Source organism: Massilia sp. LjRoot122, from assembly GCF_964252725.1.
Lineage (GTDB): Bacteria > Pseudomonadota > Gammaproteobacteria > Burkholderiales > Burkholderiaceae_D > Telluria.
This window is the reverse complement of sequence record NZ_CAXUPB020000001.1, coordinates 3,731,109-3,752,738: the sequence shown is the minus strand read 5'-3', so window position 1 is coordinate 3,752,738 and position 21,630 is coordinate 3,731,109. Positions and strand designations below refer to the sequence as shown.

At 62.8% G+C, this 21,630-nt stretch carries 23 protein-coding genes; 14 read left to right on the top strand and 9 right to left on the bottom strand.

Features of this window, described 5'->3' with window-relative positions:
- Positions 1-10: 10 nt before the first annotated feature.
- Together ACSQ25_RS16365 and ACSQ25_RS16360 are read right to left on the bottom strand one after the other, a co-directional pair.
- The gene (locus ACSQ25_RS16365; protein ID WP_436106731.1) at positions 11-577 is read right to left on the bottom strand and encodes a hemerythrin domain-containing protein; all 567 of its coding nucleotides are present in this window, start codon (positions 575-577) and stop codon (positions 11-13) included.
- Between the two features lie 80 nt (positions 578-657).
- A complete protein-coding gene (locus ACSQ25_RS16360; protein WP_436106730.1) occupies positions 658-1,689 on the bottom strand; it encodes an NADP-dependent oxidoreductase in 1,032 nt (343 codons plus the stop codon).
- A gap of 112 nt (positions 1,690-1,801) precedes the next feature.
- Here ACSQ25_RS16360 and ACSQ25_RS16355 point away from each other — a divergent pair, with 112 nt between their 5' ends.
- Together ACSQ25_RS16355 and ACSQ25_RS16350 are read left to right on the top strand one after the other, a co-directional pair.
- Positions 1,802-2,344 carry a YaeQ family protein gene (locus ACSQ25_RS16355; RefSeq protein WP_436106729.1) on the top strand — a complete coding sequence of 181 codons (543 nt, stop codon included), beginning with the start codon at positions 1,802-1,804 and terminating at the stop codon, positions 2,342-2,344.
- Positions 2,345-2,383: 39 nt separating this feature from the next.
- Positions 2,384-2,833: a copper chaperone PCu(A)C gene (locus ACSQ25_RS16350; protein WP_436106728.1), complete on the top strand. Its 450-nt coding sequence runs from the start codon at positions 2,384-2,386 to the stop codon at positions 2,831-2,833.
- 14 nt (positions 2,834-2,847) lie between these two features.
- Here ACSQ25_RS16350 and ACSQ25_RS16345 read toward each other — a convergent pair whose 3' ends face one another.
- Positions 2,848-3,621: a head GIN domain-containing protein gene (locus tag ACSQ25_RS16345; RefSeq protein WP_436106727.1), complete on the bottom strand. Its 774-nt coding sequence runs from the start codon at positions 3,619-3,621 to the stop codon at positions 2,848-2,850.
- Positions 3,622-3,839: 218 nt separating this feature from the next.
- On the opposite strand from ACSQ25_RS16345, the gene ACSQ25_RS16340 reads away from it, so the two are divergent.
- From ACSQ25_RS16340 to ACSQ25_RS16330, 3 genes are all read left to right on the top strand, one after another.
- Positions 3,840-4,313, top strand: a complete 474-nt coding sequence (locus ACSQ25_RS16340) for a DMT family transporter (protein ID WP_436106726.1) — start codon at positions 3,840-3,842, stop codon at positions 4,311-4,313.
- 87 nt (positions 4,314-4,400) lie between these two features.
- The gene (locus tag ACSQ25_RS16335; protein ID WP_436106725.1) at positions 4,401-5,522 is read left to right on the top strand and encodes a type IV pilus twitching motility protein PilT; all 1,122 of its coding nucleotides are present in this window, start codon (positions 4,401-4,403) and stop codon (positions 5,520-5,522) included.
- A gap of 82 nt (positions 5,523-5,604) precedes the next feature.
- The gene (locus ACSQ25_RS16330; protein WP_436106724.1) at positions 5,605-6,063 is read left to right on the top strand and encodes a cupin domain-containing protein; all 459 of its coding nucleotides are present in this window, start codon (positions 5,605-5,607) and stop codon (positions 6,061-6,063) included.
- A 35-nt stretch (positions 6,064-6,098) separates the two neighbouring features.
- Here the strand turns inward: ACSQ25_RS16330 and ACSQ25_RS16325 are convergent, their stop codons facing one another.
- The 4 genes from ACSQ25_RS16325 to ACSQ25_RS16310 form a co-directional block, all read right to left on the bottom strand.
- Positions 6,099-7,475 (bottom strand): serine hydrolase domain-containing protein, encoded by a 1,377-nt coding sequence (locus ACSQ25_RS16325; RefSeq protein WP_436106723.1) that lies wholly within the window; start codon positions 7,473-7,475, stop codon positions 6,099-6,101.
- Positions 7,476-7,568: 93 nt separating this feature from the next.
- Entirely contained in the window at positions 7,569-9,026 is a 1,458-nt protein-coding gene (locus tag ACSQ25_RS16320) for a CitMHS family transporter (protein WP_436106722.1), read from the bottom strand.
- A 92-nt stretch (positions 9,027-9,118) separates the two neighbouring features.
- Positions 9,119-10,561: a sensor histidine kinase gene (locus ACSQ25_RS16315; protein WP_436106721.1), complete on the bottom strand. Its 1,443-nt coding sequence runs from the start codon at positions 10,559-10,561 to the stop codon at positions 9,119-9,121.
- Positions 10,562-10,574: 13 nt separating this feature from the next.
- Positions 10,575-11,267, bottom strand: a complete 693-nt coding sequence (locus ACSQ25_RS16310) for a response regulator (protein WP_436106720.1) — start codon at positions 11,265-11,267, stop codon at positions 10,575-10,577.
- Positions 11,268-11,435: 168 nt separating this feature from the next.
- On the opposite strand from ACSQ25_RS16310, the gene ACSQ25_RS16305 reads away from it, so the two are divergent.
- The 8 genes from ACSQ25_RS16305 (at position 11,436) to ACSQ25_RS16270 (ending at position 17,749) form a co-directional block, all read left to right on the top strand.
- A complete protein-coding gene (locus ACSQ25_RS16305; RefSeq protein ID WP_436105555.1) occupies positions 11,436-12,638 on the top strand; it encodes an ISL3 family transposase in 1,203 nt (400 codons plus the stop codon).
- A 202-nt stretch (positions 12,639-12,840) separates the two neighbouring features.
- On the top strand, positions 12,841-13,821 hold the full coding sequence (locus ACSQ25_RS16300; protein ID WP_436108090.1) for a Bug family tripartite tricarboxylate transporter substrate binding protein: 981 nt from the start codon (positions 12,841-12,843) through the stop codon (positions 13,819-13,821).
- Between the two features lie 386 nt (positions 13,822-14,207).
- Positions 14,208-14,987 carry a PEP-CTERM sorting domain-containing protein gene (locus ACSQ25_RS16295; RefSeq protein WP_436106719.1) on the top strand — a complete coding sequence of 260 codons (780 nt, stop codon included), beginning with the start codon at positions 14,208-14,210 and terminating at the stop codon, positions 14,985-14,987.
- Position 14,988: 1 nt separating this feature from the next.
- On the top strand, positions 14,989-15,282 hold the full coding sequence (locus ACSQ25_RS16290) for a hypothetical protein (protein ID WP_436106718.1): 294 nt from the start codon (positions 14,989-14,991) through the stop codon (positions 15,280-15,282).
- A gap of 268 nt (positions 15,283-15,550) precedes the next feature.
- Positions 15,551-16,108 carry a hypothetical protein gene (locus ACSQ25_RS16285; RefSeq protein ID WP_436106717.1) on the top strand — a complete coding sequence of 186 codons (558 nt, stop codon included), beginning with the start codon at positions 15,551-15,553 and terminating at the stop codon, positions 16,106-16,108.
- 65 nt (positions 16,109-16,173) lie between these two features.
- Complete coding sequence (locus ACSQ25_RS16280) at positions 16,174-16,359, top strand: hypothetical protein (RefSeq protein ID WP_436106716.1); 186 nt, start codon at positions 16,174-16,176, stop codon at positions 16,357-16,359.
- Between the two features lie 11 nt (positions 16,360-16,370).
- Positions 16,371-16,652, top strand: a complete 282-nt coding sequence (locus ACSQ25_RS16275) for a hypothetical protein (protein ID WP_436106715.1) — start codon at positions 16,371-16,373, stop codon at positions 16,650-16,652.
- 251 nt (positions 16,653-16,903) lie between these two features.
- Entirely contained in the window at positions 16,904-17,749 is an 846-nt protein-coding gene (locus ACSQ25_RS16270; RefSeq protein ID WP_436106714.1) for a GIY-YIG nuclease family protein, read from the top strand.
- Positions 17,750-18,787: 1,038 nt separating this feature from the next.
- Here the strand turns inward: ACSQ25_RS16270 and ACSQ25_RS16265 are convergent.
- Entirely contained in the window at positions 18,788-19,486 is a 699-nt protein-coding gene (locus ACSQ25_RS16265; RefSeq protein ID WP_436106713.1) for a hypothetical protein, read from the bottom strand.
- A gap of 460 nt (positions 19,487-19,946) precedes the next feature.
- Positions 19,947-20,258 carry a hypothetical protein gene (locus ACSQ25_RS16260; protein ID WP_436106712.1) on the bottom strand — a complete coding sequence of 104 codons (312 nt, stop codon included), beginning with the start codon at positions 20,256-20,258 and terminating at the stop codon, positions 19,947-19,949.
- Positions 20,259-20,526: 268 nt separating this feature from the next.
- Between ACSQ25_RS16260 and ACSQ25_RS16255 the strand changes: the two genes are divergently transcribed.
- Positions 20,527-21,492, top strand: a complete 966-nt coding sequence (locus ACSQ25_RS16255; protein ID WP_436106711.1) for a helix-turn-helix domain-containing protein — start codon at positions 20,527-20,529, stop codon at positions 21,490-21,492.
- Positions 21,493-21,630: the final 138 nt, after the last annotated feature.

Genomic DNA, 21,630 nt, shown 5'->3' with positions numbered 1-21,630 from the left:
ATGTCCGGCGCTAGCGCGGCCGCGAACGCCGCTCGCGCGGCCCGCGGGTCGCCGCGTGCAGCAGGCCGCGCGGCTCGCAGCCGTCGATCGCGGGCGGCGCCGCGGCGAGGTCGGATTCGAGCTGGGCGCGGCGCGCGCGCAGGCTCATCCCCAGGGAGAGCTGGTCGGCGCCGGCGCGTGCGAGCGCCGGGAACAGGATGGTTTCCTCGAAGGCGACGTGGCGTTCCACTTCTTCGGACAGCACTGCGACGCTGACGTCGAAGAACTCGTCGTCGGGGAACAGCGAGGCGAGCTGCTCGACCAGTTCGCGCGTGCTGTCGTGTTCCAGGGCCGCGTCTTCGAGCAGGCTGTCGTCGACCGCACCACGCAGCACCGGATAGAACAGTTCGTCCTCGAGCAGGGCGTGCAGCACCAGCGCATCGCACAGCTCATCGACCACGCTGGCGCGCTGTGCTTCGTCCTCGCGGTCGAGCATCGCAAATGCGTGGAACAGGGCGCGAACCTGCGCGTGGTCGGCGCGCAGCTGGGACAGGATGCCGCCGGGCGGCTCGGCGCTTGTATGTGACAGCTGAACCATGGTCGCCTCGCCATGAGGGATAAGTTCTTTAATTATAGGTCGCGTCCTGCCCGAATCAAGACGCGACCTCAGGCCCGTGATCAGGCGTCTGCCACCTTGAGCACCAGCTTGCCCAGGTTCTTACCCTCGAACAGCATCAGGAGCGCCTCGGGGAAGCGTTCGAAGCCCTCGACGACGTATTCCTTGCTCTTGACGCTGCCTTCCTGCATCCAGCCGGCCAGCGTCGCCACGCCTTCCGCATAGCGCGGCGCGTAGTCGAACACGACCATGCCTTCCATGCGCGCGCGGTTCACCAGCAGCGACAGGTAGTTGGCCGGTCCCTTGACCTGGCTGGTGGCGTTGTACTGCGAGATGGCGCCGCAGATCACGATCCGCGCCTTCAGGTTGATGCGGGTGAGGACCGCGTCCAGGATCTCGCCGCCGACGTTGTCGAAATAGACGTCCACGCCCTGCGGGCAGTGTTCCTTCAGGCCCGCGTGCACGGAACCGGCCTTGTAGTCGATGCAGGCGTCGAAGCCGAGCTGCTCGACCACGAAGCGGCATTTATCCTGGCCGCCGGCGATGCCGACCACCCGGCAGCCCATCTTCTTGGCCACCTGGCCGACGGTCATGCCGACCGCGCCGGCCGCGCCCGAGACCACCACGGTCTCGCCGGGTTTCGGCTGGCCGATCTCGCGCAGGCCGAAGAAGGCGGTCATGCCCGGCATGCCGAGCGTGTTGAGCCAGGCCGTCAGGGGCGCCACGCGCGGGTCGATCTTCGTGAACGCGGCGGTCTTGTCGTCCGCCGCGCCGGACCAGTAGCGCTGCACGCCGGTGCCGCCGGCCACGTAGTCGCCGACCGCGAAACGTTCCGACCTGGATGCCACCACGACGCCCACGCCGCCGGCGCGCATCACCTCGCCGATCGCCACCGGGCGGATGTAGGATTTGCCCTCGTTCATCCAGCCGCGCATGGCCGGGTCGAGCGACAGGTAGAGCACCTTGACGACGATGCCGCCCTCAGCCGCCTCGGGCACGGCTTCTTCGTGGAACTGCCAGTCTTCGTTGCGCGGCAGGCCGAGCGGGCGGGCGGCGAGGCGGAACTGCTGGTTCGGGGGGAATGCGTTGGTCATTGCGGTCTCCGGATGATCTTGACAACGTGACTATACCGTCTCTTGTCCACGCCTGTACGGCGCATGCGACAATAGCGGGCTATCCACACCTCACGCAAACGACCACCCGCTTATGGCTCTCAAGGCAACCATCTACAAGGCCGACCTGTCGATCGCCGACATGGACCGCAACTACTACGGCGACCACACCCTGACCATCGCCCGCCACCCGTCCGAAACCGACGAGCGCGTGATGATCCGGGTGCTGGCCTTCGCGCTGCACGCCGACCCGGCGCTCGCCTTCACCAAGGACCTGTTCGACGTCGACGAGCCGGCCCTGTGGCAGAAAGACCTCACCGGCGCCATCGACCTGTGGATCGAAGTCGGCCATCCGGACGACAAGCGCCTGCTGAAGGCCGCCGGCCGTTCGGAAAAGGTGATCGTGTACAGCTACAGCGCCACCAGCGACATCTGGTTCAAGGGCATCGCCAACAAGATCGAGCGCGCCAAAAACGTCTCGGTGGTGAACATCCCGAACGAGGCCAGCGTCCAGCTCGAGAAGATGGCAAAACGGAACATGCAGCTGCAGTGCACGATCCAGGACGGCCAGGTATGGCTGACCGACGGCGTCGACACCGTGCTGGTCGAGCGTCAAACCCTGCGCGGCGGGCAGTAAAGCTATAATTCCCCTTCACTTTATTTCACATTCGCCGCCATGAAACGCCAGTTCCTTGCCCTGCTTGCCAGCGGTCTGCTGTCCGCTTCCGCCTTTGCCCAAGTGAGCGTGTCCGACCCGTGGATCCGCGCGACCGTCCCGGCGCAGAAGGTGACCGGCGCCTTCATGAAGCTGCAGTCGGCGGCGCCCGCGCGCCTGGTTGGCGTGCAGACCGAGGTGGCCGGCCGCGCCGAGCTGCACGAGATGGCGATGGATGGCCAGACCATGCGCATGCGCCGCGTCGAGTCGATCGAGCTGCCGGCCGGGAAGCCGGTCAACCTGGCCAGCGGCGGCTACCACGTGATGCTGTTCGAGCTGAAGCGCCAGGTGAAGGAAGGGGAGAGCGTCGAGCTGACCCTGCTGGTCGCGGATGCGGCCGGCAAGCGCCAGGATGTGAAAGTGAAGGTGCCGGTGAAGCCGCTGACCCACAGCGCCCACACCGGCCACTGATTCTCGACCGCTTCTCAGCGCGGCGCCGCCGCGATCCGGCGTGCATCACCCGAGCCCACGATCGACTTGCTGATGCGCGGGTCGCCATAGTAATTGACGTCGCCCGAGCCGGCGATGGTCATGCTCAGCTCATGGCGCGCCCACACGGTGGCTTCGCCCGAGCCGGCCACGCTGATGCTGGCGCTGTCCGACTGCACCCGGCCCATGTCCACGGTGCCCGAACCGCCGATCGACACCGACAGCTTGCGCGCTTGTCCAGCCCCGGCCTTGAAGTCGCCACTGCCGCCCAGGGTCACCGCCACCGATTCGCTGTCCAGCTTGCGCACATTGATCTCGCCCGAGCCGCCCAGGTCGATGTCGAGGCGCGGCGCGCGCAGCGCGTCGGCATCCACCGAACCCGAACCGCCCAGCGCCAGGCGCTCGATCTGGCGCGCGTTGACGACGATCCTGAGGTTTTTCGTGCGCAGGTTCAGGTTGCGCTTGCTCGGACGGATCTTGAGGGTGCCGTTTTCCACCACGGTCTCGATCAGCGGCAGCACGTTGTCGTCGGTCTCGATCGTGACGCCTTCGCTGTCGCCCATGCGCAGCTCGAGCCGGCCCGGCACTTCGAGGGCCAGGCCGGTGAAGTGCGAGACCTGGCGCGCCTGGCGCTTGATGTTGCCGTTGCCCTGCACCTGCTCGCCGCCCCAGGACCAGTTGGTCGCCATGGAGGGGGCGGCGGCGCAGGCGAGGGCCGCTGCCAGGACGATGCCGCGCAGGACGGTGGTGGAAAGGGAGGTCTTGTTCATGTTTGTCTCCTTGATGAGTGTCTGTCGATGTTGCCATCCTAGGCAATCGGCCCGGCTGGCGCGCGCCGAATGCGACGAAGCGCACAGTCCACGGACCAGAATGCATCGTGGCGTGACAGGCTGCGCCGGCTTCATGCAGGCTGGATGGCTATCCCGAACGCCCGGATTGCACTAAAATTGTGCGCTTTTTGCCCCGGCATGGCCCGGTGGAGGAAGCAATGAACCTGATTCTCTTACTGATGGCCTTCTGTGTCGGCATGGCCATGTCGATCCAGGCCGCCGTGAATACCCAGCTGGCCGCCTCGATCGGCGCCAATTCCGTGGTCGCCGCCCTGGTGTCCTTTGGTTGCGGCACCATCGTGCTGGCCGGGGTCGCGCTCTCGCGCGGCGGGCTGGGACCGAGCTTCGCGGCCCTGGCCGGCCAGCCGGCCTGGAAGTTCGCCGGCGGTTTCCTGGGCGCGGCCTTCGTGTTCGGCACGGTGTTCCTGGCGCCGCGCATCGGCCTGCTGAGCCTGATCGTGCTGGTGATCGCCGGCCAGCTGCTGACCTCGATGGCGATCGACCATTTCGGCCTGATCAACATGGCGGTGCGCAAGGTGTCCAACGTCAGGGTCCTGGGGGCCTGCGTGGTAGCGCTGGGCGTGGCGATTACCCTGTTCGGCGACCGGATCGTTGCAAGCTTGTCACGCTAAGCAATTTTCTTTCACTTTTGCAATCTTTCGGCGAGGCATGGTTTTATAATGTCCGGCACTATTCACCCTTTCACCGTGCCGGCCAGAATGGAACATCACCAGTCCTCGCAGATCCCCACCCTGTCCTATATCGAGAACGAAGACCACCCGGTATTCGGGACCCTGGTCGAGCAGATCCTGCACCTGCTGAATTCGCGGCTGGTGTTCTCGGACATCATCATTCACCAGAACAGCCCCTTGATGCTGCGCCAGCCGAAGGGCCTGGTGGCGGTGACGGATTCGCCGATCACCAAGGAAGAGCTGGAAGAATTCTTTGACGTCATTGAGCCGAACTGGGCCGAGCGCATCGCGCTGCGCGCCTTCGACCGCTCGATCGACCTGCACACGGCGCGCATCCGCGCCAACTGCTTCAGCTTCCAGGGCAAGAAGCGCCTGGGCTGCGTGATCCGCCGCTTCCCCAAGGAGCCGCTGGCGCTGTCCGAGCTGGGCCTGTGGAAGGACGAGCAGGAATTCGCGCGCCTGACCAGCGGCCTGGTCCTGATCATCGGCGACACCTGCCAGGGCAAGTCGACCACGATCGCCTCGATGATCGACGAGATCAACAAGCAGCGTTCGGGCCACATCATCACCATCGAAGACCCGGTCGAGACCCTGATCCCGCAGCGCAAGTGCATCGTCACCCAGCGCGAAGTGGGTGTCGATGGCGACGTCGAGAGCTACTACCTGGGCGCGCTGGACGCGCTGCGCGAGCGCCCGGACGTGATCGTGATCGGAGAGATCCGCGACGCCGAGACCGCGCAGGAAGCGCTGGCGCTGGCCGAATCCGGCCCGCTGGTGCTGGCCACGCTGCACGCGCGCTCCACCGAACTGGGCCTGCAGAAGATGCTGCGCCTGCTCGGTAATTCGGAAGCCCAGTCCCAGGCCCTGGCGCATGCCCTGCGCGGCGTGCTGTGCCAGGCGCTGCTGCCTTCGGTCGAAGGCAACCGCTACCACCTCGCCACCGAATGCCTGACGCCGGGTGCGGCGGTCATGCGCATGCTGGAAGCGGGCGACGTGGGCGCCATCCGCGCCCACATGAACGCAGGCCGCGATCCGGGCTGCCATACCATGAACGCTTCGCTCGAGCAGCTGCTGGCGGCGCACAAGGTGCGCGTGGACGATGCGCGCAATGCCACCACCGACCGGGTGGGCTTCGCCGACATGGTCTGAAGCTCCGCGGCAGGAGTAAGATGGGCCGGTGAGCCGCATGGCGTCCTGCCGTACGGCATCGCCAACTCGAGGAGAATCGGCCATGATCGCAACTTCTGTCGTTCGCCGTTCGCTGCAGTTCGCCGTGCTGCTTGCTCTCAGTCCCATCCTGCAGGCGCAGGAACGGGCGCTTGCGCTGGGTGTGGAATCTCCGGACATCAAGTGGGGGCCTTGCCCGGACCCCTTGCCGAAAGGCTGTCAGCTGGCTGTGCTGCATGGTGATCCGGCCAAGCCCAATGCCGACGTATTGCTCAAGGTCCCCGGTGGGTCGACGGTTCCCCTGCACACCCATACCTCGGCCGAGCGCATGATCCTGGTGGCGGGCAAGTTGAACCTTCGCTACGAGGGCCAGGAAATGGCTGTGCTGCGGGCGGGTTCCTATGCCTATGGCCCGGCGAAGATGCCGCACAGCGCGGCCTGCGCCAGCCGCACATCTTGCGTGCTTTTCATTGCCTTCGAGTCTCCGGTCGACATCACGGCGGTCGCCGCCAGGGCAAAGTAGTCCCGGCTGATCCAGCCGATACGGCCACCGCCCCCTTATTTCGGCCCGAAGCCGAGCAGCTTGCCGTCCTTGTCGACGTCGAAGCCCCAGGTCTGCGCACGCTGGCCGTGGCGTGCCCGGTAGGTCCGGCGGATGCCCCCATCCCTCGGGCTTTCGGCCAGCAGCACGAACTCGTCGACCGCGGGCAGGGAGCGCACGAAGGGCAGCAGGAAGTCCTTGAATGCCGGGACGAAGTCCTTGCGCGCCCGCTCGCTGAAATGCTCCTCGCCGACCTTGCCGGCGGCGGCTTCCGCGAGGGTCCTGCGCAGCAGGGCGCTGAGCTCGGGGCGGCTGTCGGCGATCCCCGCCGGCATCACGACTGGCGGCGGCGGGTAGAACAGTTCGGACAGGCCCTGCGCGAGGTAGGGATAGAGCTTCTTCCCATTGGTCAGCACGATAAAGGTCGCGCGTTCCCCGGGAAAGTGCAGGATGTCCGACAGGGCCGGTCCGCCGGAGTGGCCGACCGCTGTCCTGCCGTTCACGTCGCGCACCGTCCATCCCAGGGCGAAGCCGTTGGACTCGCCGTTGCCCAGCCGGGACGGCGTCCACATGGCGTCGAGGCTTTGCCGCCGTAAAAAACTGCCCTTGTCGAGCGCGATCGCCACCTTCGCCAGGTCTTGCGCCGATGCCAGCAGGCCGCCGGCGACGTAGCTGAACGGACTGAAATGGAAGCGGAATTCCCGATGGCGGCCGGCGCTCCAGTCGTACACGCCGGCACGCTTCGGCACGACCTCGAGGCTGCGCATGTTCGGGTCGCCGCTGCTGTAGTCGAAGTCCGCGCGCAGTCCGAGCGGGCCCGTGACGTAGTGTTTCAGGGCTTCGGGGTAGGGCATGCCGGCGGCGGTTTCGATTAGCTTGGCCAGGACCGTATATCCCGCGATGCCGTAACTGGCCGACGCGCCTGGTGCGTGCGCGAGCGGCAGGGCGGCCGCGGCGGCGACGTACTCGTCGAGCGTGGCGTCCGGGCCGACCTTGACATCATCCGGAATGCCCGCGGAGTGGTCTGCCAGGTGGCGCAGCGTGATGGGACGCCAGGCCTGTGGGGCTTCCGGCAGGTACTTGGCGACGCTGTCGTCCAGCGACAGCCGGCCCGCTTCCTGCAGGCGCATCAGCAACAGGCCGGTAAACGGCTTGGTCGACGAGGCCAGCTGGAACGCGGTATCCGGCGTGACCCTTTGCCGCCACTCCAGGTTGGCCAGGCCGTAAGTCCCCAGCTTGACGATCCTGCCGTCGCGGACGACCGCCACCGCGGCGCCCGGCACATGGTTGAGCGCCATCTGCCTGCGCATGTAGTCGTCGACCTGGTCGGCGTGGGAGGGGGCCGCGACCGCAAGGAGGATGGCGGCAACAAAGGGGTACAGGGAGGTATTCATGAGCCCTGATCTTAGGCCTGAACCCCGCCCAGCGAAAGACGCCGGCCCCGCTTCCCCCACCGTAGGGGGGAAGCGGGGCCGGCGCTGATTGAATCAGCCGGCGCTTCCGACCAGCGGGACCACGCCGAAGACCAGGGCCGCCGCCAGCATCACCAGCGAGGCCGTGATCGACCAGATCAGCGTGAAGCGCTGGTGGTCGCCGAACTCGATTTTCGACATGCCGACCAGCAGGTAGGTCGAGGCCACCAGTGGGCTGAGCAGGTGGACCGGCTGGCCGATCAGCGAGGCGCGGCCGATCTCCGCGGCGCTGATGCCGTACACGGCGGCGGCCTTGGCGAGGATCGGCACGATGCCGAAGTAGAAGGCGTCGTTCGAGATGAAGAAGGTGAAGGGAATGCTGAGCAGGCCGGTCACGACCGCGAGATAGGGCCCCATCCATTCCGGCACGGCGGCGATGACGCTGAGGGCGATCGCATCGACCATCTTGGTGCCTTGCAGGATGCCGACGAAAATGCCGGCGGCGAAGATCAGCGACACCACCGGCAGCACGTTGACGGCGTGGTGGGCGATGCGCTCCTTCTGCTCTTCCAGTCCGGGATAGTTGATCATGATCGCGATCGCGAAGAAGATCATGAACAGCACCGGCAGCGGCAGGGCGCCCATCACCAGCAGGACCAGCAGGGTGAGCGTGAGCAGGGCATTCACCCAGATCAGCTTGGGACGCGCGATGGCCGGATCGGAGACGGCGACATCCGGTTCCATGTCGCCGCCATCGGTGGAAACCGTAGCGCCGCTTCGATTGGCCACTGCCGCATGCGCGACCCATTGGCCGGTGGTCCCGTCCATCGCGCCGCTGGCGGCCATGCCGGCGCGGGCAGGCTGCAGCATGCTGACGTTCGAGGCCTGCTTGATGCTCGTCTGCGCGGCCAGTTGCACCATGCCGATGCGCTTGCGTTCCTTCTTGCCCAGCACGTAGGCGACGAACAGCACCCAGGCGACGCCGGCCAGCATCGGCAGCACCATCGGCACGAAGATGTCGTGCACGTCCACGCCGAGTGCGCTGGCGGCGCGCGCCGTCGGTCCGCCCCAGGGCAGGATGTTGAAGACGCCGCCGGCCAGCATGATGACGCAGGCCAGCACCAGCTGGCTCATGCCGAGGCGCCGGTACAGGGGCAGCATGGCGGCGACCGTGATCATGTAGGTGGTGGCGCCGTCGCCGTCGAGCGAGACCAGCATCGCCAGCGCCGCCGTGCCGACCACGATCTTGACCGGGTCGCCGCGCACCACTTTCACGATGCGCCGGATGACCGGGTCGAACAGGCCGGCATCGATCATGACGCCGAAGTAGAGGATCGCGAACATCAGCATGACGCCGGTCGGCGCCAGGTTCTTGATCCCGGTGAGCATCATGGGCCCGAGTTCCGGGCCAAAGCCGCCGATCAGCCCGAAGGCGATCGGCACCACGATCAGCGCTACCATGGCGGGCAGGCGCTTGGTCATGATCAGGAACATGAAAACGATGATCATCGAGTAAGCCAGGATGGTCAGCATGAAATTCTCCTCACGGGTGTCTCCGCATCTTGTCGTTATGTGCTGCCTGAATGACAGCCATGCGCCAGACTATATGCGGCGTGGGCTTTCAGTTAGCTTTCAGGGCGCGGATGAAGACGAGCGGGAAACCGTACATTGACATTGAGGCCGCGGCCGTCCTCGCCCGGACCCAGCGCCAGGACGGCGCCGTGCATGGCGGCGATGTCGCGCACGATGGCCAGTCCCAGGCCGGTGCCGCCGGGATTGGCTTCGAGGGTCGCCTGGGCGCGATAGAAAGGGGTAAATACCTTGTCGTGTTCCTCCGGGGGGATGCCGGGACCGCTGTCCAGCACTTCCAGCAGGACCCCGTCCGCGCGCCGCCCGACGCGCAACAGCACCTTGCCGCCCGCGGGCGTGTAGCGGATCGCATTGTCGGCCAGATTGGCCACCAGTTCGTGCAGCAGCAGGGCATCGCCTTCCACCGTCGTATCCTCGCCGTCGACGACGTCCAGCCCCAGGTCGATCCCTTTCTGCACCGCGCTCAAGGCCAGCTCGAGGCCGACCTGGCCCGCCACGGCGGACAGCGGGACCGGGCTGCCGGCCGGCCGTCCGGCGCCGTGTTCGATGCGCGCCAGCGTCAGCAGCCGGTTGGCCAGGTGGATGGCGGAATCGGTGGTGCCGGCGACCGCGCGCACGATCTCGCGCATGGCGGCCGGATCGTCCTCGCGCAGGGCCAGCTCGGCCTGGGTCTTGAGCACGGCGAGCGGTGTGCGCAGCTGGTGCGAGGCGTCGGCAATGAAGCGGCGCTGGGTAGCGACCAGGTCGTGCATGCGCGTCATGGCGCCGTTCATGGCCAGCACCAGCGGCCGCACTTCCTTGTGCACCAGGTCCGGGTCGACGTCGGACAGGTCGGACAGCGCGCGCGTCTCGACTTCGTGCTTCAGGTCCATCAGGGGCCGCAGCACCAGGCGCACGGCGAACCACACCAGGGTCGCCACCGCCAGCACCAGCAAGGCCTGGCGCAGCAGGGTGTTCAGCAGGATACGGCGCGACAGGGCGCGGCGCGCATCCAGGGTCTCGCCGACCTGGATCAGGGCGATGCCGCGCATGCTGTCGTCGAACACCGGCTGGTGCAGGGCCGCGATGCGCACCGGCTCGCCGTTGTACTGCGCATGGTAGAAGCGCACCAGGGCCGGATACAGGTCGGAGCGCGGCACATTCTTCGGCACCGCCGGCAGGTCGCCGAAGCCGGACACCGTCTCGCCCTTCAGCCCCGTCACCTTGTAGTAGATGCGGCCCAGGGTGTCGGTCTCGAAGCTGTCCAGCGCCACGTAGGGCACGTCGGCCACCACCTTGCCGTCGCGGACCGAGACCCGCTCGGCCAGCGCGCGCGTCGACGACAGCAGCGAGCGGTCGTAGGCGATGTCGGCCGCTTCCAGCGCGTCGCTGTACAGCGACACCGCGTTCAGTCCGACCAGCACGACGAGCGGCAGGATCAGCCAGCGCAGCAGCTGGTTGCGCAGGCTGCCGCGCGGCCTGGCGGCCTTCAGTGCCATCGCTGCGCCCGCTTCAAGACGGGCGTTCCTGCAGCAGGTAGCCGATCCCGCGCAGGGTGACGATGGCGGCATTGCCCTCGGGCTGGCGTTCGAGCTTCTTGCGGATGCGGTGGATGTAGAGCTCGATGGCGTCGATGTTGGCGTCGTCGACCAGCGCGAACACTTCGTCGAACAGCTTTTCTTTCGACAGCGCGCGCCCCGGACGTGCGATCAGCGCTTCCAGCACCGCATGCTCGCGCGGCGTCAGGGCCAGCGGCTCGCCGCAGTAGTGGAACATGCGCGCGACCGTGTCGAAGCTGAGCTGGCCGCAGCTGTGCACCAGGGTCTCATTGCTGCCGCTGCGCCGGCGCAGCAGCGCCTTCACGCGCGCCTCGAGTTCGGCCAGCTCGAAAGGCTTGGCCAGGTAATCGTCGGCGCCCAGGTTCAGTCCCTGCACCTTTTCTTCCAGGCCGCCGCGCGCGGTCAGGATCAGCACCGGCGTAGCGCCGCGCGTGCCGCCCCGCGCGCGCAGGCGGCGCAGCACGTCCAGGCCATCCATGCGGGGCAGGGTCAGGTCCAGGATCACCAGCGCGTAGTCCTGGGTATGGAGCAGGGCGTCGGCGTCGGCGCCGGTGGCGGCGCATTCCACGGTAAGTTTGGCGTCGCGCAGCGCCTTGGCTACCCAGTGCGACAGTTCGGCGTGGTCTTCGACTAGCAGGATTCTCATCGCGCCAGTGTAAGCCCAAACCCGGCGCCGCGAAAAGGCCGAACGCGACGGGTTTTTTTTGGTTCATCGCGGATTTCCGGGATGAACCTGTTGTAAACGCAAGAGAGCAGTAAAGAAGAGTTATTGTGTTTGTGCGACCAAACTCAACCAACTCAACTTACCGCTCTCATGCCGGATCATAATCTTAGCCTTCCGTTCTGGGAAGGCTTTACCGCCACCAAATTGGATGTTCAGGAAGATGCTGTCTGGATCACGCTGTGTCGTGATCCTGCTGCGGCGATGGTCTGTAGCCGGTGCGGGATGCATTGCTACCAAGTCCATGATGTCGCTACGCGCATCATTCGAGAGTTGCCGATGCAAGGAAGGCCGGTGCGGCTGCGGGTGCCATTGCGCCGTCTGAAGTGCAGCATGTGCGGCACCAGAACCGAACGCGTGACCTGGCTTGACCGCCATGCGCGGGTGACGCGTGCGTTGGCCGATTTTGTCGGGGCGTGGTGTGAGAAGCTTCCGGTGGCCCATGTGTGCAAGCTCGCTAGCCTGCATTGGGGGACGGTGCGGCAGATCGAGCGCGCGCGCCTGGAGCGGCAACTTGCTTACTTGCCCCCGGCGCAGCCGGTCCGCCTCGTGATGGACGAATTTGCGCTGTTCAAAGGCCACCGCTATGCCACAGTTGTGCTTGATGCCGACACCCGACGTGTGTTGTGGGTCGGCGAAGGCCGCAGCCGCGAGGCCATCCGTCCGTTCTTTGAATGGCTAGGCCCTGAACGCTGCGCCAACATCGAAGCTGTCGCGATGGATATGAATACCGCGTTTGATTTGGAAGTGCAGCAGCAATGTCCGAAGGCACGCGTGGTCTACGACCTGTTTCACGTCATCGCCAAGTACGGCCGTGAGGTGATCGACCGGGTGCGAGTCGACGAAGCCAATCGCCTGCGAGACGACCGACCCCAGCGCAAAGTCGTGAAGCGCTCGCGCTGGCTTCTGCTGCGTAATCGGGAAAACGTCCCGCCGAGCCAGCAGGCGAATCTGGACGAACTGCTGGCCGCCAACCAAGCCTTGATGACGGTGTATGTGATGAAAACGGCACTCAAGGAACTCTGGCAGACATCCGGCGGATGGCAGTGGCTTCTCGCCTGGCGCAACTGGCTGAAGATGGCACGCGACAGCGGGATCGAGCCGCTAAGGAAGTTTGCCGCCAAGCTCAAACCTTACTGGCGAGGCATCGCAGCACGGTTGCGCTGGCCGATGCACACCGGACAGCTCGAAGGCATCAACAACCGTATCAAGGTGATGAAGCGAATGGCCTACGGATACCGGGATAGCGAATTCTTCTTCCTGAAGATCAAAGCCGCGTTTCCCGGAAATCCGTGAAGAACCTTTTTTTTGTGGCCGGCTGAAAGCTGATTGAAAGCTTGGCCCGTTTACAGTGGCCCAAACAAGGTCGTATATAAAAGATCAACGGAGACAAGATGAAGCAGTCGGCCCTCGCGCTTGCCGTCCTGGCAGCGCTTTCCCTTTCGAATGTCGTCTTTGAGCGGAGCGGGACGTTGCGGGCTATCATGGGTGCATGAAGATGCTGCGCACCCTGTTGTCCTTGCTGCTGCCGGCCTGGCTGGCGCTGGCGAGCTTTGCCGTCGCCGCCGGACAGCCCCCCGATGCCGAATGCCTGGTGCCGTCCAAGCCGGGCGGCGCAATGGACCTGACCTGCAAGCTGGCCCAACTTGGCCTGCGGAACCAGCCCAGCGTGCCGCAGCTGAAACTCAGCTACATGCCGGGCGGCGTCGGTGCGGTTGCATGGCATACCCTGGGCTCGCAGCGCCGCAGCGAGCCGAACACCCTGGTCGCGTTTTCCGGCGGCTCGGTCCTAAACCTTGCGCGCGGTAAATTCGGCAAGGCCAGCGTCGACGACGTGCGCTGGGTGGCGGCCTTCGGCACCGACTACGGCATGGTCGCCGTTCCCGCCAGCTCGCCTTACAAGACCCTGGGTGAACTGCTGCAGGCCTTGCGGCGCGATCCGCGCCGGGTATTGGTCGGCATGTCGGGCACCATCGGCAGCCAGGACTGGATGAAGATGGCGCTATTGGTCAGCAAGGCCGGCGTCGACCCGCGCAAGATGCGGTTCGTCGCGCTGGAAGGCGGCGGCGAGCAGTTCGTGGCGATGCAGGCCGGGCACGTACAGGCGATTTCGGGCGACGCATCGGAAGCGCTGCTGTATGCAGGGCGGGGCACGGTCAGGGTGCTGGCGGTGCTGTCGGAACAGCGCTTGCCGGGCCTGCTGGCCGGGGTGCCGACCGCGCGCGAGCAGGGCTACGACGTGGTCTGGCCCTTGATTCGCGGCGTGTGGATGGGGCCGGGGGTGAGCGATGCGGATTACCGGCGCTGGGTCAGTGCATTCGCCAGCATGGAAGCGGATCCCGAGTTCGCCCGCATGCGCGCGGAAGCGGGGCTGTATCCGTTTTCGCGGACCGGGGATGCGCTGACGCGGTATGTCAAGCAGTCGATCGCGGACTATAACCGGCAGGCTGCGCAGTTCAATCTGGTGCGTGAGCGCTAGGTTTAGCGAATACCGCACTGGCACAATCGCCCGGCAACTTGCATTTACTGTAGGGCTGTTGCGGCGTCCGCAATCGACCATAGCAAACACTCAATTGCAGAGTCCTCTGACTTGCGTGTGCAAGCTTATTCTTGCCGCTAGACAGCTAAGTCTGGCGCCGGGAAGACAGTTTGCCATGTGCTCCCTTGAAAACTTAAGCTTTGCGACTTAACGACGTGGGCGTTACGGCCTTTACGCCCCCTGTAACTCACTCAGAATTGGCGGGCAGCTGTCCCAAAACAGCTGAAGCTCGATCAAGCGCGACCTTAATGTAGCGATTCCAATTGCATTTTCGAAATTTTTAGTCGACAATTAAGTCATTGCTATTTTATAAAGAGACACCTGCGATGTTCTTTCGTTTAGCTTCGTTAGTAACGGTCGTAGTCGTCCTCTTCCCAAGCTTTGCTCATGCGACAATCCTAAGTGCGTCTTCTTCGGGAACTATTGAAAACGGCATTGACGAAGTGGGTCTTTTCGGCGCGAAAGGAACTAGCTTAGCTGGAAAAAACTACTTCTTGGAACTGAGGTTTGACCGTTCGCTTAATACTGACTTTATTGCGACCGCGAACAATCTTGGTAACGGTAGCCAGGGTAAGGCACCGGTCACATTAACAGCTATCGTCGACGGTGCAACATACTCACGTGTCATCACAAATGGAATCGGCTATCAAGCGATTTACTACGGTTTGTCAACAGCGGACCATACAAACTATGGGACGACACCTAATCATGTTTTTGACGGTTTCTCCGCGTCAATTGACACCCCTATGTCATATGGTCTTGATTACTTCTCCAGCAATCTGAGCTACGGATCACAAGGAAGATCATTCACAGGGGCGTATAGCGACGTTAGCAAACAGTTTAACGTACTGACAACTTCGTCGATTCTAGACTGGTCGCGTGCGAGCTTCAACTTCACCTCCAACATGAGGGGTGAGAGTTCCGACGGTCGAACTTACTTTTATGCGCCGAATGCCACGTCGTTCTCATTCAATGCTGCAGAAGATGCTCCGTCTGTACCTGAGCCTGACACCCTTGCCCTTTTCGGGCTCTCGCTGGCCAGTTTGATAGTGGGCCGCCGTGTACGCAATTTACCCACCAAGCACACTAATTTTGCAAAGAAATAATATGACACTTATAGTCAGACTTCCACAGGGATTTCTTCCTGACAATTTTGAAGATTTAATCCGCGGTACGTTGGCTAAGCATTACCCCGATGTGCCTGACCCAGTGTTTAAGAATGATAAGGACGGAAATCGAGTGGCGATTATTAGTGGCCTAACTCTTAATCAGGAGCAGGCTCTCGAGGAGCATCTGGCGCCGGTTACTACAGGTAGCTCATCAGAAATGAGCCGGCTACGCGACGAGCTGAAGGACACTCTTCCAATCAATGAAATTGAAGAAAACCGGGCTAAAGCTTAATTGTCCGCGTACAGTACTGTCCTGTTCAGGCTACACCCCTACATGTACGACTATGTGCGTGGTTGCCATTTCCAAGGGACAGCGACTAAGCTCTACGACTATGGGCGCAATGCACACGTTACCTTGTCTATCTCTGGCAACAAGTTCAAGGGTTTCGGCTACGGTGACGTACACCATTTCACTGGTACGGTCAGTGGCCTTAACGTGACTGTTTACGATTATGGCGAGTCTCAGCATTTCCAGTATCAAGTGTGAAGGAAAACCAGCAATGAACAGTGAAATGCAAACTATCAAACTTTCTTGCTCTGGTTGTGCAGCGCCGCTAGAAATCGGCACCGACCTGGATCGATTTGCTTGCGGATACTGCGGTACTTCTCAAATAGTAGAACGAAAAGGGGGAGTGGTCTCGCTTAAGAGATTCGAAAGCGCGATCAATGCCGTTCAGCGTGGCACTGATCGAACTGCTGCAGAATTAGCAGTTCCCCGCCTTACTCGAGAGCTAGCTCAGGTGCGCCTAGACAAGAGCTCTGCACTACACGTCGAGCATCAGAACAGAAGTGGAGCTCGATCCGGACGGATGATGCTCTGTGCGATCGTATTTCTTATCACTTCTTTCGGCGGGCTAGTCGCTGGTTCAAAGCTGGAGTCGCCGATTATTATGCTCATCGCGCTCTTGGCGTCGGTATCACTACCAGTCTACGTCTTTATTAAGACTAAATTACCGGCCGATCGGAGCGCCGAAATCGCCGCGGAGTTTGACAATCGAATTGCCCGGCTTGAAGCTAGCCTGCAGGCTAATAGAGCTGTTCTCGACACACCACTCTGACAGCTTCATATATCGACCAATCCAGGCGACAGCGGCCGCCCCTGTTCTGACCGAGGAAAAAATACATGAATGGCAACACTGCCAGCAGCTCCGAAATCGACTTGTTCGAGGTTATGGCTTTGAAGGCGCGCACAGGGGAGCCGGTCCAAGTCGCCACGCTGGTTATTAAGCCGCTTCTGCGGCTCCATCTACGCACGATTACCCGGCTCCGCGCCAAAACTGGTATCCCGGTCCACGTCATCTACAACTGAGCGAAAATTGCATGGGCTTCAAACACTCTATTGACCCCTATGTGGCGATGCTAAAGCGATCGGAGCGCAAAGCTATAGGCTACGGCTTTTTAGCCTTGTTTCTGTTGGTTCTGGCCTTTTTGGTGGCTGGCATCGGTAGCGCCGGTGCCGGGCAGTTCGCGGCCCTGGTGGAACCAGTGCGGTCTACGGTTGGCCTCTTCCTTCTATGTGGGAGCGTTCTTTCGATCTTTGCCGCAATCTGGTTCATCGGGCGCTATTTGTACTTCGTCAAATGGCCTGAACGATTTGAATGAGCGTCAAAGGGAAAATATGCATCGACTACGGATAACCTTCAGCGCGCGTATCATAAGGTGTGCTTTCGCGGCACCCAGTTTGCTTGCGCAAGTTCCAGCGAGCCCATCAGCGTGTCCCGACCGATCAAAGTTGCAGAATATCTGCATGATAGTCGGTGGTCATTTGCAGGGCGATGAGGGACGGTACCTGCTCGAAACTCTAGGCAGGCATCATCAATTTTCTCCCCCGGCAGGTTGAGTACAATACGTCGATGAAACAGACTCAGTTCTACGCACTACTTGAAGATCGGGGGATCAGTCCCGCGCTGCAGCCTGTCACCATGATGCGCCACCAGGACCCACGCTACCCGTTGTACAAGTACATCGGCACCAAAGCGCTCACCTTGTACCAAGCGCTCCAGAAACACAGGCACGAGCCTGGCGGCCTCATCTTCGGCTTTTACGGACACCGGCCCGGGCACGCTCTGCTTCTTGGCGTCTGGCGCGTCATGGCATGCATGGCGGCGGCTGAAGCCTATCGACAAGGCCGCCTTGAGGACAGTTTCGAACCCGCCGATGAAAGCTGGCCGGGTTACTTCCTAGAGCTCGAAGAAACGCAGTTACTTGCCGACGTGCGCATGAAACTTGAAGTCGGTTGGGGCAACGATAGAGTCTGGCGTCGGGTTCTGAAACCCGCGGACAACTATCCGGTCACGGTCCGCTCCGATCCGGCCGTGCCCTTTGAATCGCTCAGTCAGGCGTCGGTCATGTGGTCTGAATTGCGCGTCGCCTTGCAGGACGTTGCATGGAAGCAGGGTCTCGGCAGTGTCTCCGGCGTGTACCTCATCACCGACGAGCGCAGTGGCCACCATTATGTCGGCTCAGCCAATGGCGCAAAGGGTATTCTCAGGCGGTGGAACGATTACGCATGCACAGGACATGGGGGCAACATCCAACTGGTGAACCTACTGCAATCTTTCCCCGGCAGGGAAAACGAACTTCGCTTTACCCTTCTTGAAGCGATGCCGCTCGCAACGCCGAAGGCCCAGGTCATCGCCCGCGAGGGGTATTGGAAAATTGCGTTGGGCAGCCGCACCTTCGGCTTGAACAGCAACTGAGCATAATTGAATGCAGCCGTATGAAGGAACCTGTAGCGCTCATGCGTAACGAGACCACATCGGGGCGCCATCGCTGATCGCTGCTATAGTGGCCCCGGCCGGGAGTGTCCAGTAAGGCTACCATGCACTCCTGCATAAGCTCGGACTGACTTGTGCCGCTTTTCCCGTGCACGCGCGCGGTGGACGCGTGTGTAGTTGGTGCACATCTGCAGCGTCGACGGCGAATATTTTTGTACCGTACAGGCAGAGCTGCCTTGCAGGCCGCTGAGTAAGCATTTCACCTTACTACGCAAGCCGCGCGGCCAATCAATGTCGAGGGTTTCGTTCCTTATATTTCCTGAGGCGGAGGGCGTGATATCCCTGGCGCTCATGTCGCATCGGCGTTGAAACCCTTGGCGCGCTTCTCGGCATTGCGCGCGGCAGCCGGTATCCGGAACAGCGCAACAAATCCGCACGGTTAGCAGCATGCCGTGCCTGGCGCCTCTCTAACCAGCTCGATATACCAAGAATGCGCGACTGACCGCCTGGTCAGGAAATCAGTCTCGAACCTGGTCAGTTGATCTTTTTCTTGGAAGTGGTGTGATGCGATACGTGATCAAATGTCCGCCATTGGCCGAGAGCAGTCGGCCAGTGATCGACCGCTACCGACCCATTGCGAACGTTCGAATGACATCCCTAACTGATGCACTAAGTTACTCAATGCCGTAAATCATTAGTTTTACGGGCAAACTGATCGCCAAGTTTGACAAGGTGGTTTCTATTTCAGTCGTGCATGCCAAGCATGTGATCACTCTCGTAAACGCCAAGAAACCAACGCAAAAAAATGTCTGACCCGGTATTGACGCGAGGTCGATCGGGCCTAATATGGCACGATTACTACCGTCCAAGCCAGATGGCTCTGCGGTACGTTGGCGCTCCCATGGGTGTTGCCATGGGGTTCATTGAAGCATGTCCAGGATGCCATTTCGCGTGGTCTCTTGCGAGATGGATCGCGTCTAGGCTCTCAACTAATCCGAACAACCTCTTGCAACTTCACAGCTAGGCCCTCTTTCGCTGGACCCGGCGCGCCGGCGGCGTGCCGGCGGGCGCGGGAGCGCCGGGAACCGGTAGCGGCATGCGCCGCGTCGATGTCGTCCCTGCCTCGTACTGGCGCAGCGTGGCTCGCGCCCATTTAAGGTCCGCTGGCGTGACCACCACCGAGTACGAACCGCCCCGGAAGAGTTCCTCCGGCACCGGAAGCTGGGGGGACCAGTGCCTGATCCCGTTGCGCCCGTTCTCGCCGGCCGTGACCAGGGTAACGCGGTCGTTCTCGAAGAAGAACTCGAGCATGGCCTTCTTCAGCATCGGTGCCACCTTCGGGTCGAACATTGCGATGCCGCGATCCTTGCGCGCCATCCTGTGTCCGCGTCGCAGTCCCTTCGCGGTGCGCTTCTTGACCAGGTGCTGCAAGGCATTAACCGAGATCGCATCGATATGCCAACTGCAGATGTGGACCGCCGCCGTCTCGAAGGTCCGATAGCGTCCAGACAGGGGAAGCGACGGCGGCGCGGCGCGCAGTTGCAGGTACAGGTCGAAGAGGAAGTCGCACAGCTCCGTCGTGAGATTTTTCGACAACACGAAGGGACGGAGCGTCAATGAATGGGTCATGGTCGAGAGCAGGGTAAGCGGACAGTCAAAGCGCGTCCAGAACAGAGGCGCGGCGCCGTGCAGCTCCCAGCGAACCTGCATCGAAGACATCACCCATGCGCGACGGGCGGGCGCCGGTATCGCGCCGCATACGGACCCTCGCCGGTCGTGTCGGAACTGAAGCCCGATTATAGCCGGCGCGGGCGCTGGCGGCCCCGGCAATAAGCCTGTCTCTGGCGCGGGCCAGGTAGTGCGCAGGCCGCGCCATGCGTCGAGGGTCTCGCTAATAGCAGGGGCGTCCGCTGCACCGCCAGGCATTCTAAGGTGGTGGGCACCACGCTTCACATCGACGGGACAGGGTCGCCTGCGCCGCCCAAGCCGCGCAAAACCCGAAGCGCAGTGCGAAAAAAATGCCGCGACGTCGGGATGCTGGCCCGTGGCTGCTCGCCCTGACCTTCGCCAGCGCTCGCAGCCACCGGCCGCGGCGCCGAGTGACCGCCCGCTGGCCGCATCGCTGCCACCCCGGATGCCACCGCCCGCAGCGCGGAGCCGTGCAACTTGCGGGCCAGGATCAGATAGCGGAAACGGATGCGCGCTGGTCGACCCAGGCTTCGAAGACACCGCGCCCGTCCAGTCCGCGTCGGGTCGACCAGTCGCGCTCGAACCACCCGTGCTGGCGCACCTGCGCGATCCAGTCGAGCGGAGCACACCCGGTCGCGTCGCAGTCCAGGTACGACCAGCCGGTGCTTACGAGCGCAGCGGCCTCCTGGCGGGCCAGCTCTTCGGAGGCGGCGCCGGTGATGAAGGAGCCGTCGCGGACCACGTCCCGCACGCCGCCGCTGGATGCTCGCCGGCAGCTGGGTGCGCGCAAGACCAATGTCATGGCCGCCTCCCTTGTCCATGGCGGCCCGGCCGGCTGGTGCAACGGCTGCGGCCGATGGTGCGATTCGGTCATACGGTCACAGGTGCACAGGTGCTTCCTCCATGTAAAAGAATCCGGGAAGCGGCTGCCGTGGCGACGGCATGGCCGGTCGATCGGTAATGGAATGGCACGCGCCGGGACGGCGGTGCGGAAGAAAAACGCCGCGGGGGCGCAAGACGCGCGAGGCTAGTGACGTCGGCTGCGCCGGCAAAGCCGGTCGATCGCAACGATGTCGGAAGGTGAATACCCGCGCAGCATAGCGCGCCTGGCGTCCCCCGCGCTTGCGCGCTCACGTGGCCTGACCGGGCTGGGCGATCGCGCCCCCGTCGTGCAGGCCGCGGCCAGCTACGCTCAGATCGAACACCAGGATCGTGCCGTTCAAGGGACGCTTGATGCGTTTAAGTGCTGCTTGAAAACAGACAGTCACGGTACATTTGACGTGGTGGCAGTGCAAAGTCACTTGCCAGTGTTCCCAACCTTGTCCTCGCAAAGGAGCGTCATTATGTCGAATTCCGTTACCGTCTACGGGCTGGCGTCGTCGGAGGATGGCGTGATCCGATATATCGGGCAGACCAGTCGATCGCTGGCGACCCGCCTGCAGTGGCATCTCACCTGGACACTGCGCGAGCGCGACAAGAGCAGGCGCACCGCGTGGATCAAGTCCATCCTGCGTCGTGGCTTTGGGTTGAACATCGTCGTCATCGAGGCCGATGCGGTGAAGGACGAATCCGAGATGCGCTGGATCGCCCGCTACCGTGAAGTCGGCCACGACTTGGTCAACGGCTCGGCTGGAGGCGATAACTGTATCGGCGTGCCCAAGACCGCTGAACACCGCGCAAAAATTGCGGCCGCCTTAACGGGACGAAAAAGCCCTTGGACGAGCGAGCGTAATCGCGCGACGAAAGGCAAGCCCGGCCATCCCTCAACGCCGGAGACGAATGCCAAGATCGCAGCGGCGCACTTGGGCAAGCCCAAGCCCAGCACAGGCGAACGAAACAGAAAGATAGAATGGACGCCCGCCATGCGCGCCAAACTCCGTGAGGCCAATCGGCGGCTGTCAGACGGCGATGTACGACAGATCAAGGCCATGCTGGCCGCTGGCTCACCACAGGCGGCGATCGCTGCACGGTTCAATGTTTCGGTGAGCACGATCAGCGGGATCAAGCGCGGCAAGAAGTTCCGGGACATCGTGTAATCTGCGCGCCACGCACGAAGCTGAGAGGAACCCGAGGGGGGCAACGGGATCACTCAGCGCTTCTTGGTCTTCAGACCTTTCACCTAAACGGTTTCATCGTCCTTTGTATAAGATTCTCTACCCTTTTGCGAAGGTCCG